A 15,600-nucleotide genomic window follows, 5' to 3' on the forward strand; every position below is an offset into this window, starting at 1 on the left:
ACATGAATTAACTAGACAAACACCGCATTGTCGAGAGTCGATTTTTAGCTCTCAGCCCTCAGATCTAACCGAACTCAAACCACTCTCCACCGTCGAGCTTTTGTATATAAAAACCAATTGATATGGTAATAATCACAACCTAACGATGTTTTTAGCTAACCACTTGTAAATCTTTCCAATTTTGAAAAAATAAATTACGCAAATGTACTGGAACTTTTTCCTAGAAATCAGTGACCAATACTCAAAATAAAAATCAAATGGATACCCAGAGAGTCCAAAATGCACAAAACAAATTTCGAAGTCCTTCAAAACTATCTAGAGTCTCAAATCATTGGTCAAAAAGAGCTCGTTAAGCAACTGATGATCGCCCTTTTAGCGGATGGTCATATCCTCGTTGAAGGACCTCCAGGGTTGGCAAAAACCCGCGCCGTAAAGTCACTGGCTGACTGTGTTGAGGGAGATTTCCACCGCATTCAATTTACGCCAGACTTACTGCCTGCTGACTTGACTGGTACCGATATTTTCCGACCAGAGACAGGGGAGTTCACTTTCCAATCAGGCCCAATTTTCAACTCGCTTATTCTAGCGGATGAGATCAACCGTGCTCCGGCGAAAGTTCAAGCGGCTATGTTGGAAGCGATGGCAGAAAAACAAGTCACTGCCGGTCGAAAAACCTATGCGCTACCTGAACTGTTTTTGGTGATGGCAACACAGAACCCGATTGAGCAAGAAGGCACATACCCCCTGCCAGAAGCCCAACTAGACCGTTTCTTACTTCACCTTGAAGTTGAATACCCAGACATGGAAAGTGAGCTGGAGATCTTGCGCCTGAACCGAGGTGAAGCTCAAGGCAACGAATCTGTTCAGCCACAAGAGATATCTCAGCAAACGATCTTTGAAGCGCGCCAAGAAGTACTCAACATTCACATGGCAGACACCATTGAGCAGTACATCATCAGATTGGTAATGGCGACTCGCCAACCTAAACAATACAGCGACCAACTTGATCAATGGTTAGACATGGGTGTCAGCCCGCGTGCAACCATCGCGTTAGACCGTTGTGCCCGCGCTCACGCTTGGCTTGCTGGCCGCGATTATGTCACACCACAAGACGTGCAAGCGATGGCATTCCCTGTATTGCGCCACCGCCTGCTTCGCAGCTACCACGCACAAGCTGAAGGGGTCACTGCAAACCAAGTGATCGCACACCTTATCTCGTTGGTTGGCAGCGCATAGGGATACGCGCATGAATAATCAATTACCCAACCATAGTGACGGCGTCACGTTAAATCTGGATGAACTGCTGCAATACAAAGCGCAGTCTGTTCGCTGGTTGCCTCCAGCCAAGAGCCTGTGGTCGCAACTTAATGGTCAACACGAGAGCAATCGTAAAGGTCGCGGGATGAATTTCTCTGAGGTTCGTCAATATCAGGCAGGCGACGATATCCGCAGCATTGATTGGCGCGTCACGGCTAGAACAGGCAAGGCGTACACCAAACTGTTTTCTGAAGAAAGAGAACAGCCTGTGATTTTGTTCTTGGACCTATCAAGTAGTATGATTTTCGGCTCAACCTTGCTGCTTAAATCGGTTCAACTCGCACACTTTGCTAGTCAACTGTGTTGGTTAACTGTGGCTCAAAAAGACCGAATTGGCGCTGTGATCGATACAGGCAAAGAGGTCATTGAGATTAAACCAAGTGCTAGCAACCATGCTCCGTTGCGTATTCTGCAAAAAGTCATAGAAATCAATAATGCAGCACTGACCAACCACGATAATCATAATGACACGACCTTCGAACTTGGGCTGAAATCTCTGCACCAGCTTTGTCCGAAAGGGAGCGATATCATTATCCTCAGTGACTTTGTGCGTTACCAAGAAAGTGACTACTCACTTATCAGCCAAATTCGCCGGCACAACAGAGTGCGTCTGGTCCATTTCTACGATCCGCTAGAGCAAGGCGAAACCACCTATAAAGGTTCTAAACAGGTCACCGATGGCAGCAAGACTCAATGGTTTAATTTCTCCTCCAATAAAGAGAAGCAAAAGCTTAACCATGCTTTTTCGCTTAAGAAACAGCAGCTACAGCAGATGGGGTTATCTCTCGCGATACCCTATAGCTCGCTGTCGAGTGCGCAGTCACTCATGAGCCAGATATCAGGAGCTCAGTCATGAATCAGCCCTTAGATTTAAGCCCAGTTATTGCGCCTGACGCTCCGACCTGGTGGTCTTTGGCTTGGGGCTGGTGGGCAGTAATTATCACAGCCATTGCCCTGAGTGCCTTAGTATTTTTCATTCTAAAACGTAGAAAAAACAATCAACAAGCGAAGCAAGAAGCGCTGTCTTACTTTAGCAATAATCACTCTCCAGATGGCTTGTCTCCGAGCAAAGCTCAAGACATCGTTCGACAGGCTGCACTTAGCTATTTCCCGCGAGAAAAAGTGGCAGGCTTGTCTGGTGATGATTGGTTGGCTTTTTTAGATGCGCAATTAGCGAAGCCGTTATTTGTAGCAAAACAATCCCAGTGGCAGCAAGCGCTCTATCAAAATGCAGCCCTAATGAACGACGAACAGAAAAAGGCTCAACAGCAATTGGTTAATGACTGCGAAACCTGGCTTCGTAAAGCCCTTCCTCCAAAGCGAGGTCGTTATGACTGATCTTTTAAACACGAGCTTACTAAATATTGAATTCGTTTGGTGGTGGATGCTGTTCCTAGCGCCCTTGCCGATCCTTGTTTACTTATTCTCACCAAAATCAGAATCAAGCAGCGCTCTAAGGCTTCCGTTTTTGCCCGAGGACAGCAATACCCAAACACCGAGCAGTCGCTTACCCAAAGCCTTGTCAGTCATCATCTGGCTTTTATTGGTAACGGCCATGGCACGTCCAGTTTGGTACGGTGAACCAGTTGAGTTTCAGCCGAAACACCGTGATTTGATGTTGGTTGTCGACCTCTCCTACTCCATGAGCCAAGAAGACATGCAATTCAATGGCGAATACATCGATCGCTTATCTGCGGTAAAACATGTATTGAGTGACTTTATTGAACGACGTAAAGGCGACCGAGTCGGATTGGTACTATTTGCTGATCACGCCTACTTACAGACGCCACTTACGCTAGATAGAGACACGCTTTCACAACAGCTCAATCAAGCGGTGTTAAAGCTGATTGGTACTCAAACCGCGATTGGTGATGGTATTGGCCTTGCCACCAAAACCTTTGTCGATAGCGATGCGCCCCAACGTGTAATGATTCTACTCAGCGACGGCAGTAATACCGCAGGGGTATTAGATCCGCTAGAAGCAGCGGATATTGCAAAGAAATATGACGCGACGATTTACACCGTGGGTGTTGGCGCAGGCGAAATGATGGTTAAAGAGTTCTTCATGACTCGCAAAGTGAACACTGCTCAAGACCTCGATGAACGCACGCTAATGGAAATCGCCAAACGCACTGGCGGCCAGTATTTCAGAGCGCGTGACAGTAAAGAGCTGGCGACCATTTACGACACCATCAACCAGTTAGAACCCGTGACGAACGCTACTAAGATCTGGCGACCACAACAAGAGTGGTTTGTCTGGCCACTGTCGGCGGCAATGTTCTTCGCATTTATGCTGTTAGCCATTAGGAGAAACAATGTCTAACTTTACTTTTATCTACCCATATTGGTTCTTGGCGCTTGCCGTGCTGCCCGCTATTTGGTGGCTGAGCAAGGCACAGTCCAAACAAGGATTACTCGCGTCACACATCGCCCGTTATCTAGCTCCAGAATCGAGTAAGCCATCGAAAAATCGCAGTACTTACTTCGGTATTTGGTGGCTGATCGGCGTTATTGCATTAGCTGGACCAAGCTTCGAGAAAAACGAACAACCAAGCTTTGAAAAAACGCAGGCACGAGTTGTGATGATGGACATGTCGATGTCTCTATACGCTACCGACATAAAACCAAATCGCCTAACTCAAGCGCGATACAAAGCTCTGGATCTGCTTTCGTTGTGGAAAGAAGGTCTAACCGGAATGGTCGCGTACGCTGGCGATGCTTACACCATTAGCCCGCTAACGTCAGACATCAACACCATTAAGAACCTAGTGCCTAACCTTTCCCCGGATATCATGCCTTACCAAGGCAGTAATGCACCTGCTGCGGTAAAGCTTGCGATTGAGACGATGACTCGCGCGAAGATCTACCAAGGTGACTTGGTATTGATTGCGGATGATATCGATGACCAAGAAAAGCGAGAAATAGACGCCCTACTCTCTGGCAGCAATTGGACATTGTCGATTTTAGCAGTAGGGACAGAAAGTGGTGCGCCAATCTCGTTACCTACTGGCTCGATGCTGCAAACCGCCTCAGGACAAACCGTGGTGGCAAGAACCCACTTAGAGAACATGCGCGACCTGACTCGCAGTTATGGTGGCACGTTCACTGAGGTTCAATTTGATAACTCAGATGTTGAACACATCGCGAACTATCTCGACCGCATTGCAACAACGACAGAAGTGACCAAAACCAATAACTCACTCAACACCAGAATTAACAATGGCTTCTGGCTTCTGCCATTCCTATTACTGCCCGCACTTGGACTGTTTCGAAAGGGTGTTATTTGGTGCGGATTAGCTGTGGTTTTGTCGTTCAGCCAACCGAATACTGCGTTTGCGAATCCTTGGAAAACCGACGACCAGCTGGGTTATCAGCTTTATCAAGATGAAGACTTCCAACAGGCAGCTGAACAGTTCCAACAACAAGAGTGGAAAGGCATCGCACAATACAGAGCGGGTGACTTCGAAGCTGCAGAGCAGACACTACAAGGTTTAAATGGTGAAGATGCTCGCTACAACCTTGCAAATGCACAAGCGCAGCAAGGCAAGTACGATCAAGCGATAGAAGAGTATCAACACATTCTAGAAAACAACCCTGAGCACACCTATGCGAAGAAGAATCTAGAGATCGTCAAACAAGCCCAACAGCAACAGCAACAGCAACAGCAACAGCAACAGCAACAGCAACAGCAACAGCAACAGCAACAGCAACAGCAACAGCAACAGCAACAGCAACAGCAACAGCAACAGCAACAGCAAGATGATTCTGAATCCAGAGATCAAAAAGACCAGCAGAATCAGCAAGGTCAGCAAGGTCAGCAAGGTCAGCAAGGTCAGCAAGGTCAGCAAGGTCAGCAAAATGATTCTTCGCAAGACTCGTCGGATCAACAGCAAAGCTCTGCAAGCGGTGAAAAATCACAGAACCTAACAGACGACCAAGCTGAAAGTGCAAACCAAGGGCAAGCCAAAGACCAACCGGATGCAAATGCAGGCGAGCAAACAGCTCAGTCTAAGCAACCAAATAAAGCCGAGCAGTCAGAAGATCAAGATGAATCAACACCTCAAAGTGCAAGCGCACAGCAAGCTTCAAGCGAAAAAGGTGAAGGCGATGCTCGACAGGCGGTAGCACAAACCTCAGAGCAACCGCTATCGAGTGACCCAGAGATGCGAAAGCTTGAGCAAGTAGAAAGCGCCCGAGACCCGAGTCAGCTGCTTAAAGCGCAAATGATTTTACAAGCACGACAAAAAAGTGCTCCTAACAACCAGAACAAAAAGTGGTAACCATGCGATTTCTAAACAAGCCATTTTTATCCGTACTCCTAACATTGTTGTTGGGAGCTTTCTCGTCCTTCTCAGCATTGGCTGCAAACGCTGTGGCGAGTGTTTCACATAACAGTGTCACCAAAGATGAAGTATTCCTACTTAGAGTCGCGACCGATGAAAAGGTCTCTTCTGATGCTTTAGATCTAACGGCGCTCCAACAAGACTTCTATGTCGGTACACCAAGCTTTGGCTCGTCGATGCGAATCGTCAATGGCAGCCGCTCGGTGTCAAGTGAATGGAACATCAGCCTTGCTCCGCTGCGTTTAGGCAAGGTTCAGATCCCTAGCTTTGATATTGAAGGGGCGAAAACCAAGCCAATTACCATCAATGTTGCCGTTAATAAAGCTGCACCCACTCAACATGATATGGCTGAGTTCCAGCTTAATCTGAGTAAAGACTCGCTGTACCCGCAAGAAGTCGCTGAACTTGATGTAAAGCTGATAATTAAAGCTGATCCAAGAAGGCTGCAAGATCCCAAGATAGCACCACCGAGCTCGCCGGGCTTAGATGTGGAACCTATTGGTGAATCAAAGCAATTTCAAGATGTCCTCAATGGGCAAGAGGTGACGGTTGTTCAACAGTCTTTCCGCATCTCGTCACAAAAAGCGGGACAATTTAAACTGAACGGGCCGAAGCTGACAGGAGCCGTTGTTTACTCAACCAACAACTCCAGTACAACTCGTCTGTTCCAACTCGATACTCCCGTTGAAACCCTAAATGTAACCGTCAAAGAGGTACCAAAAGGCTACCAAGGTGAGTGGTTACCAACATCAAACTTCAAACTGATTCAAAAATGGTCAGATAGCCAAGGTAACGAGCTAACCAGTAACAATGGTTTAGAAGGCGGCAAGCAAGCCATCGAAATGGAAGCGGGTGATTCGTTAACTCGAACCATCACCATGACAGCCAGAAATTTAACCCAGCACCAACTACCAAAACTGAATGTCACCTACCCTAAATCGGTTCGTGTTTATGAAGAGAAGCCGCAATTTGGCACAACACAGTCCGGTGATGCGGTGGTGGTTTACAAGCAGGTATTGATCCCGAAAGAAGCTGGAAATATCCCACTTCCGCAGGTCTCTCAATCTTGGTTCAACACCGATTCACAATCAGAACAAACCAGTAAAGCGCTTGGACTAGAGTTAGCGGTAAAGGCAAGTGAGCGCGCGACGTCTAGCACACCACCAGTTACCGCACCACCAACCCAACAAGTCAGCCCAACGGTTGTGACTGTTGATAGCCCGGGGTTCTGGCCTTATCTCACCGCTCTGTTTGCTGTTTTATGGTTAATCAGCTCAGCGATGGCTTTCTATTTCTGGTCACGCCGTGGGGTAACGACAAAACCAACACACACTGTTGAACGTCAATCAGATACAGCAAAAGCGCTTATTGAAGCTCTAAAAAAGAAAGATGGCGTGATGACGAGAACCTTGTTTGAACAATGGAAATCTGAAAATGCAGATCTAAGCGATGAGACGTTAGAAGCCGTTGAAGCAGAGCTAACCAAGCTAAACCAAAGCCTTTATGGTGAAGCTAGCTCGACAAACCCATCATGGGACCCTTCTGAGGTAATCAAAGCGGTTAAGAAACCAAAGCGAGTCTCTAGCAAAACGAGTCAAAGCTCACTAGAAAGTCTTTAATTAACCAGAAACACTTTGATTTAGAAGAAAAAATGAAGCCGTGATGACCACCTCGTGAGCATCACGGCTTTATTCGTTTTCACGCTAGGAAGAAGCAGATACCAGACTAAGAGATTGAAACCGCGACCTTTTTTCGCTTCAAGGCTGAGACGATTCTATTTCGTCCCAAGTCCTTGGCTTGATACAAAGCTTTATCGGCCTTGCCGTAAAGCAGGTCAAAATCAAATTGGTGCTGGTCAGAAGTTATCGAGGCATACCCGACTGATGCGGTTAAATATGGGCTAGTGCTACTTTCGCTGTGAAGGATTTTCGCCTCTTCAATGCACTTTCTAATCGACTCTGCACGCTGTTTAGTTTCAGAGTGATGAGTGCCGATCATCAACAACATGAACTCTTCTCCGCCAATCCGACAGAAGGTTTCCTTGTCACTATGAACATGAGCATTAAGTATCTTGCCGATGGTTCGAAGAGCAGAATCACCCTCCGTATGACCATAAACACTGTTGTACAAGCCAAAATGATCTAAATCGACAAGGATAAGCCCAAATGTAATTTCATGTTGTGTGGCAAAAGCACCTTGATCGTCGCAGTTCAAATCTTCTAAGACCTGCGACAGCATGCGGCGATTTCCAAGACGTGTCAGAGGGTCTAGCTTGGAAATGATATCCAATTGCTCATTCGCCAACTCTAGCTCTTGGGTGCGCTTACTGACTTCTTGCTCCAGAGTTTCATTGAGCTTTTTGAGCTCCTCTTGCGCCATAGTTCTTTGCAGCACCTCAGCAAGGCTTGAAGCAAAGATACGTATAACTTCGCGCAATTGTGAGGTCAATGGGCTACGAGTTAACAGGTTATCGGCTGCGATAAACGCAATCGGCTCACCCGTGTTTGTGGTGAGCATGGTCATTGCCGTCCAACCGACACCAACAATATTAAAGTCGTGATAAATTGGGACAGACTCTTCAAACGCCACTTGGTTAGGGCAAGCACGAGCTGCGGCTACGATGTCTCGCTCTACCAGCTCAGAGCGATAATAGGACTCATCGACAATATCGCCTTTTATGTCCGTGCCCCACGTGCCTTGCATGTAACTGCAATTTTTATCGGTGAGAAAAACCGCCAGTCGATCGATGCCTAAATGCTGAATCGCAAAGCTCACCGCCGATTTACACACTTCACTGACAGTATCGCAGCGAGATAGCTCCACCATACTTGAGTGCAACATGCGTATATTTTGTTCTTGGCGTTTGCGAATGTAGATCTGAGAAAGCAGAGAGCCAAAGGATTCAAGCATCTGCTTTTGATAATTGGTGATGGGTGAACGGTGAATGTAGTTATCCATCGCAATCCATCCGACGGGTTTATCACCTTCACGTAAGATGAGCATTCCATTCCACCCCTGCCCGACCACTTTTCCTTCCGTGTAGAGCGGGGCTTGCTCGATAACAATGAGGTTGGTGTGATTGTCAGACAAAGCTTCAATATATTCAGCTTCAAGCTGGTGTAAATCATATTGAGTATGGTGCTCACTGTTTGTCTTACCGGACTCATCAGTGCCGTATGTCCCGCTAAAACAGCGCTTTTTCATATCCAATAGCATGAAGATCGCACGATCAAATCCTAACCGATCACGAACCGCCTCAACCGAGGCTTTATACAAGGCATCCAAAGAGTCAGGATTAGAAAGCTCTAATGCCACCTGATGAACCAGTTTCATATTCTCCACAAACAGTTCACGAAGCTTTATTTCATCAAGGTACTGCGCTTCACGCGTGTCGCGGTGTTTGATCTCCAGCGCAGCGTTCTTTTCTGCACGAATGCATTGCCAGCGGGCTGCTGCAAGTTGAAGAACATCAAGATCTTGGTCGAAGGTTTGGTTGATATGCTGAGCATTGCAATTTTGAACAATTAAATAAGTTCTACAGGCAGGCGCGTTGTCGAGCATCATGATGAATGACTCTCCACCTAACACTTTCATGTGTTCCCACTTACAAGTGTTGATAGACATTGGGAGCACGCCATCTGCGGTATCGAATTGAGAAACCCAAGGCCAAAACGTAGCAGGATAATTAGCCAGAGACGTTAGCTCTCCATAAGAAAACAAGGGGAACGAATCGACTTCTGGTATCGGTTCTGCAAATATCCCAATCCCTTTTGGAGCAAGCATCTTAGTCAAGTAGTCAAAAAGAGACTCTGCCAATAAACGGTGATCACGCGTAGCAGATATTTGTTTTGCAAAGGCTTTTACAGGCACAGCTTCCGTCCATTGGCTATTGAGAATACAGCAAAAATACAGAAGCCTTGATATGCAATCAATGTAACTAAAAATGAGATGTTAAGCGGGTCGCAATTTCACTTTTTACATTATCACAAGCATGAGAAGGACTACAAAAATGGGATTTCCTGCCCAAAATTTCATCGACATTGGGACTTTTTTAAAGGTATAAAAAAGCCCCACCTAAAGTGGGGCAAAACTTCCATCGCTTATAGTTATAGTGATAATTCTGTCGATCTATTCGATTATCTAACCTGCGTATCAGTTAGCGTGCTGATTTCGCTAAAAGGCCAAACACAGCACTTGAATAATCAATTAACCAAAGTCACCGTTTACGTAACCTTTAGTACGATCATCTTTTGGCTCGCTAAAGATAACACTCGTTTCGTTGTGCTCTACAAGCTCTCCCATTAGGAAGAAAGCAGTACGGTCTGAAATACGACGCGCTTGCTGCATTGAGTGCGTTACGATAACGATAGTGAAGTCTTTCTTCAGATCTTCCATCAATTCTTCAATCTTATGCGTCGCGATTGGGTCTAGAGCCGATGTTGGTTCATCCATTAGGATTACATCCGGTTCCATTGCAATGGTACGAGCGATACATAGACGCTGTTGCTGACCACCAGACAAGCCAAATGCGTGTGCTTTAAGACGGTCTTTTACTTCGTCCCAAAGTGCCGCACTGCGCAGTGAGCTTTCTACTACTTCGTCAATGTGCTTTTTGTCTTTGATACCTTGAGCACGTAGCCCGTAAGCCACGTTCTCGTAGATGCTCATTGGGAATGGGTTTGGTTTTTGGAATACCATGCCGACGCGGATACGTAGGTCAGCCACATCAATATTGCCGTAGATGTTTGTGCCATCCATATCCAGCTTACCTTTGATAGTAACGCCTTCAATTAGGTCATTCATGCGGTTCAAGCAACGTAGTAGCGTTGACTTACCACAACCAGATGGGCCAATCAGTGCCGTAACCTGACGAGTTGGAATTGGCAGGTTGATAGATTTAAGCGCTTGGTTGTCGCCGTAAAACAGATCTAGGTTCTCAATATCAAATTTGTTCATTGTCGTAATCTCTAAATTCTTAAATTCGTGTCTAGCTTGATGCTTTCTTTATCACGGAGGCTCTCTTTATTGTTGAGCCTGCTAATCAGCTTAGTAAGTTGCCGTGTTGAAGCGTCTTGCAATCAGTTTTGTAACCATGTTGATCAAGAGAACCAATACGATTAGGACTGTCGCCGTGCCGTAGGCTTGGTTCCACTCATCGATAGTAAATAGCTCTGTTGTCAGCTTATATAGGTGAACCGTTAGTGTACGGCCAGAATCGAATACCGACTCAGGAACACGTGCCACCATACCTGCTGTTAAAAATACAGGTGCTGATTCGCCAATTACACGACCAATACTAAGAATGACCGAAGTTAAGATACCTGGCATTGCGCTTGGTAAGATCAAACGCCAGATAGTGTAGATTTTTGAAGCGCCAAGGCCGTATGAGCCTTCACGGTAAGTTTGTGGTACTGCCATCAATGCTTCTTCTGTAGTACGAATGATTACAGGAAGAATCAAGATACTTAGCGTTAATGCACCCGATAGAATCGAGAAGCCAAGGCCAAGGATCGAAACAAAGAAGGTCATACCGAACAGACCGAAGATAATCGATGGAATACCAGCGAGCGACTCAGTACAGAATCGAATCACTTTCACCAAACGGCTACCTACTTTCGCATATTCTGTTAGGTAGATTGCCGTCATGATGCCCAGTGGTGCTGCGACTGCAATCGATGCAATTACCATGTAGATCGTGGCGATGATCATTGGGAAAATACCACGCTCTTCACCAGTACGAGTGTAATCGTCAGTGATGAAGTTCCAATCTACGTATTGCAGACCGTTCGATAGGATGTACCAAATAATCCAGAATAAGAAACCAACGGTTACAGCCGCAGCTGCCCAGATAAAACCTTTTAAGATGTTATCTTTGATTTGACGTGCTTGCTTTAATTTTACGCGATCCATATTACTTATCCTCGCCTACTTCGCTTTTTCACGGTTAAGATAAAGTAGAGCACCATTTAACATCATGATGAACACTAGAAGTACAACACCTGTTGCGTACAGTGCGTTAGCGTGAACGCCACTTGCGTAAGACATTTCAATTGCAATGTTTGCTGTTAGCGTACGAGCCGAATCCAAAATACCTTCTGGCATTGCTGGCGCGTTACCCATAACCATGATGATTGCCATCGTTTCGCCAAGTGCGCGACCGATACCCAAAATCACACCAGTCATAATGCCTGAACGTGCAGCAGGAACGAGTAGCTTAAAAATTGTGTAGATTTTCGAAGCGCCCAGTGCAAGTGAACCTTCTTTGTATGTACGAGGTACAGCACGAATCGAAGTTTCAGAAACCGTGATAACGGTAGGAAGAATCATGATACCCAGAACAATGATACCTGCCAGGATAGTATTACCGGCTGGTACTTGGAAAATGTTCTGAATCATTGGAACGATAATTACCAGACCGAAGAAGCCGTAAACTACCGACGGGATACCAGCTAGAAGCTCAACTGCTGGTCGAATAATATCTGCCAGACGCTTTGGAGCAATCTCAGCAATAAAAATAGCGGTTAATACACCAACCGGCACACCAACAACTACAGCTCCAAGTGTCGAAACGATCGAGGCAACGATCATGGTTGCAACACCGAATAGAGCTGGAGGTAACCAGTCAACACCCAGAACGATGCCAGAAACACCCGCCTCTTGGAATGCAGGGATACTCTCTGCAACGATAAAGTAAGCGATAACGGCTAGTGATACGATGCCGATTACAGCACTCGATAAGAACAAGCCGTGGAAGATTCTTTCTCTCCAGTCGATGCGCTTCTTAGCACGTAGACTTGGCTTGTTGATTTGAGTCGCTTCAGTATTCATAAGCTTTTCACTATTTGCGATGGTCATATATAAAATCTCAAACTTTGTGGCTCAACAAGAGCTCGAAATAGACAAAGTTGAAAGAAAAGGCTCAGCCTAAGTTAGGCTGAGCAATAATTAAGTGTTGGTCAGTTAAGATTAGTTAACTGTGATGTAGCCTTTTTTGTCAGCGATAGCTTGAGCTTCATCTGCAACCATCCAGTCTAGGAATTGTTGAGTTTCAGCTGTTGGAGCGCCTGCTTTGTAAAGAACTAGGAAAGGACGAGCAACTTTGTAAGAGCCGTTCTTAACGTTATCAACTGATGCTTCTGCGCCGTCGATAGTTAGAGCTTGAACTGTGTTGTCTACAGTACCAAGAGAGATAAAGCCGATAGCGTATGGGTTGCTAGCTACAGAAACTTTAAGTGCGCCGTTACCGTTTGCAACTTGTGCACGTTGAGAGATAGCCGATACTTTCTTGTCGCCAATCTTCTTCTTAAGTTTCATGATGTCTTCGAATGCACCACGTGTACCAGATGCAGTATCACGAGTGATTGCTACGATTGGCTTGTCTGCACCACCAACATCTTTCCAGTTAGTGATGTCGCCTTTGTAGATTGAAGTGATTTGCTCAGCTGTAAGAGCAGATACTTCGTTATTTGGGTTAACAACAACTGCGATACCGTCACGAGCGATAACGAGCTCTTTCAGGTCAGCTGTTTTCTCTTCTTCTTTTAGGTCACGAGAAGAGATACCAAGGTCAGCACTTCCATTTTTTGCTGCTTTGATGCCTGCAGAAGAACCCGGTGCTTGAATTTCGATGAACACTGGTTCGCCTTTATTCATGTAGGTTTCTGCAAAAACTTCAACCAGTGGAGAAGCACTGTTAGAGCCAACTACAGAGATAGTTTCTTTAGCTGAAGCTGTATTCACTGTTAGAGCGCCTAGTAGTGCAATTGCACCGATAACTGTCTTTTTCATCACAAATTTCCTTTAGTGGCGTTATTGCCGTAATGTTGTTTTGCTTGAACGGTGCCCACTTTAGAATCTGAATGTGACAGTTGTGTTTCACTTAATTGAAGCCTATATGACAACTACAATTTATTTTCTTGTTTTCCCCCTACCAAATAACCTTGAAGTAATAAATTAGCCTCACTTATAGGCACTGAATATTCATTCCAACCTATTTAAGCCAAACCGCTCAATATCTCGCCATCCCTTTCATTACCTAATACCACACAGGGTTCTGTGTTAAATAACCCTATCTTAAAAATGGCTAAAGCCTTGTTTGTACGATAAATAATCAGAATTTATGAAATACCTATCGCATATATCAAAATCGAATCTATTACTGATTGAATTGTCATTCTCAGAAGTTAGAATCACTGACTAATAACAATAATAACAATTGCTTCTGCTCATTTAATTATTCAAAGAGGGACATTACATGCGCCAACTTCTCAGTGGCTTATCGATAAAAATACAAATTCTCATTCCAGTACTCTTTTCTGTCGTATTACTTTTGACGGGTGTCATCATCGGTGGTGACAAACTGGAAAACGCTTTTAAAGATGTATCAACAGCAACCGATCAACTCATCCTACATAAAGAAGAACTCAGTGAAATCGTCGACAACAGCTATGGCATGCGCATCAAAGCGATCTACAGCCTATTCAATGCTGATGACGTAAAAACACTGGTTGAAACACTAAACCAAAAACGCGACCAAAATACTCGCCTACTGAACTCATTAGACACAGTGCCAGGCATGCAAGATGAAGTAGCCGCAATGAGCAAAGCGATGAATCACTATGTCGATTTTTCTCGCACCACTATGCTTCCTCTACTAAGAGCAAAACATGGCAGCGCAGCGCTACCTTCTGACTTTGATAACCGCTATCAGATCGCAATCGACCAATATCGTCACGCGGGTAACGAAATGGTGCAAGCTATCAACCTCCTCTCAAAGCAACTGAACCGTATTGCCACTCAAGAAGTGGACATCAATGGCCAGCAACACACCAGCACACTCAATACCGCAACCATCGCACTGTTAGTGATTCTTTCAATCGCATTAGTCATCAGCTGGACGCTAGCTGGCATCATTGTTAAGCCGCTTAGCAATATCCAAGAAACCATGCGCGAAGTAGCAAAAGGTAACCTGCTAGTAAAAGCGGAAGAGCATGGCGACAACGAAATATCTCGCCTTGCCCAAGACGTAAACCAATCGGTAGACCAACTGCGTGATACGGTAAGCTCGCTGTCTCGAATCAGTATCGAAGTGGCTTCTGCGTCGACAGAGCTAGCGGCTGTAATGACACAATCCAGCGTTAACTCAGACCAAGAGAAGCAAGAAGTGGAGCAAGTCGCTTCTGCTGTAAACCAACTAGAAAGCACCGCGTCGCACGTTAATGAGAACGCAGTCCAAGCTGACTCAGCGTCTAAGCAAGCCGACGAAATGGCAACACACAGCATGAGCTTGTTTAATGAAAGCAACAAAGCTAACGAACAGATGGCGATTCAGCTAAGCGAAGCTGCAAATGTTGTGGGCACGCTAAAAGAGCACTCTGAACAGATTGGCAAAGTGATTGAGGTGATTCAAAGCATCTCTGAACAGACCAACCTGCTTGCGCTTAACGCAGCAATTGAAGCGGCGCGTGCGGGTGAAAGTGGTCGTGGTTTCGCGGTTGTGGCAGATGAAGTGCGAATGCTGGCAGCACGTACTCAAGACTCAACCAAAGAGATCCAAACCATTATTGAAGGTTTGCAGGTTCAATCTGGCAACGCTAACGAGAGCATGAGCAGCTCACTAGCAATGCTAGAGCACAACCAAACACTGGCAGCGGAAGTAAGCACGGCCCTTTCAGGCATTGCTAACTCAGTAACGGACATGACGGAAATTAACACGCAGGTAGCTTCAGCCGCAGAAGAGCAAAGCCAAGTGACGTCAGACATCAACCGTAATATCTCAAACATCTACAGTTTGGTAAGCCAAAACGTAACCGGTATCACTCAAGCCGCAGCAGCAAGCCACGAGCTATCTAACCTAGCTGAGCAACAAAAGCAGCAGTTAGACTATTTTAAGGTGTAGGCTTTAAGTTAATACCTGTTTACCAAAACCTAAAAGGCCGTG

The 15,600-nt window shown here is 45.6% G+C and carries 12 protein-coding genes; 7 read left to right on the forward strand and 5 right to left on the reverse strand.

Translation table 11 applies throughout. The annotated features are described in order from the left end of the window. The first annotated feature begins 279 nt into the window (after nucleotides 1–279). From OC193_RS21575 to OC193_RS21600, 6 genes are read left to right on the forward strand one after another with little or no spacing between them, the layout of a single operon-like run. Nucleotides 280–1,236, forward strand: a complete 957-nt coding sequence (locus OC193_RS21575; RefSeq protein ID WP_048662416.1) for an AAA family ATPase — start codon at nucleotides 280–282, stop codon at nucleotides 1,234–1,236. Between the two features lie 10 nt (nucleotides 1,237–1,246). Then, entirely contained in the window at nucleotides 1,247–2,173 is a 927-nt protein-coding gene (locus OC193_RS21580) for a DUF58 domain-containing protein (RefSeq protein WP_048662417.1), read from the forward strand. Then, on the forward strand, nucleotides 2,170–2,655 hold the full coding sequence (locus OC193_RS21585) for a DUF4381 domain-containing protein (RefSeq protein ID WP_048662418.1): 486 nt from the start codon (nucleotides 2,170–2,172) through the stop codon (nucleotides 2,653–2,655). Before OC193_RS21580 ends, OC193_RS21585 begins: the two co-directional genes overlap by 4 nt. After that, a complete protein-coding gene (locus OC193_RS21590; RefSeq protein ID WP_123300550.1) occupies nucleotides 2,648–3,640 on the forward strand; it encodes a vWA domain-containing protein in 993 nt (330 codons plus the stop codon). Before OC193_RS21585 ends, OC193_RS21590 begins: the two co-directional genes overlap by 8 nt. Beyond that, entirely contained in the window at nucleotides 3,633–5,597 is a 1,965-nt protein-coding gene (locus OC193_RS21595) for a vWA domain-containing protein (RefSeq protein ID WP_261978796.1), read from the forward strand. Before OC193_RS21590 ends, OC193_RS21595 begins: the two co-directional genes overlap by 8 nt. A gap of 2 nt (nucleotides 5,598–5,599) precedes the next feature. Next, on the forward strand, nucleotides 5,600–7,279 hold the full coding sequence (locus OC193_RS21600) for a BatD family protein (RefSeq protein WP_048662421.1): 1,680 nt from the start codon (nucleotides 5,600–5,602) through the stop codon (nucleotides 7,277–7,279). Nucleotides 7,280–7,385: 106 nt separating this feature from the next. On the opposite strand, the gene OC193_RS21605 is transcribed toward OC193_RS21600, so the two are convergent. From OC193_RS21605 to OC193_RS21625, 5 genes are all read right to left on the reverse strand, one after another. Continuing rightward, on the reverse strand, nucleotides 7,386–9,530 hold the full coding sequence (locus tag OC193_RS21605; protein ID WP_048662422.1) for a sensor domain-containing diguanylate cyclase: 2,145 nt from the start codon (nucleotides 9,528–9,530) through the stop codon (nucleotides 7,386–7,388). 336 nt (nucleotides 9,531–9,866) lie between these two features. Continuing rightward, nucleotides 9,867–10,616, reverse strand: coding sequence for a phosphate ABC transporter ATP-binding protein PstB (gene pstB / locus OC193_RS21610; protein ID WP_004732036.1), 750 nt, complete (start codon nucleotides 10,614–10,616; stop codon nucleotides 9,867–9,869). Between the two features lie 90 nt (nucleotides 10,617–10,706). After that, nucleotides 10,707–11,570 (reverse strand): phosphate ABC transporter permease PstA, encoded by an 864-nt coding sequence (gene pstA / locus OC193_RS21615; RefSeq protein WP_048661034.1) that lies wholly within the window; start codon nucleotides 11,568–11,570, stop codon nucleotides 10,707–10,709. A 15-nt stretch (nucleotides 11,571–11,585) separates the two neighbouring features. After that, the gene (gene pstC, locus OC193_RS21620) at nucleotides 11,586–12,515 is read right to left on the reverse strand and encodes a phosphate ABC transporter permease subunit PstC (RefSeq protein ID WP_019822958.1); all 930 of its coding nucleotides are present in this window, start codon (nucleotides 12,513–12,515) and stop codon (nucleotides 11,586–11,588) included. A gap of 111 nt (nucleotides 12,516–12,626) precedes the next feature. Then, on the reverse strand, nucleotides 12,627–13,448 hold the full coding sequence (locus OC193_RS21625) for a phosphate ABC transporter substrate-binding protein (protein WP_048661033.1): 822 nt from the start codon (nucleotides 13,446–13,448) through the stop codon (nucleotides 12,627–12,629). A 466-nt stretch (nucleotides 13,449–13,914) separates the two neighbouring features. On the opposite strand from OC193_RS21625, the gene OC193_RS21630 reads away from it, so the two are divergent. After that, entirely contained in the window at nucleotides 13,915–15,558 is a 1,644-nt protein-coding gene (locus OC193_RS21630; RefSeq protein ID WP_048662423.1) for a methyl-accepting chemotaxis protein, read from the forward strand. The last annotated feature ends 42 nt before the right edge of the window (nucleotides 15,559–15,600 follow it).

Origin of the sequence: Vibrio crassostreae (genome assembly GCF_024347415.1) — a bacterium.
In the GTDB taxonomy this organism is placed as follows: Bacteria; Pseudomonadota; Gammaproteobacteria; order Enterobacterales; family Vibrionaceae; genus Vibrio; species Vibrio crassostreae.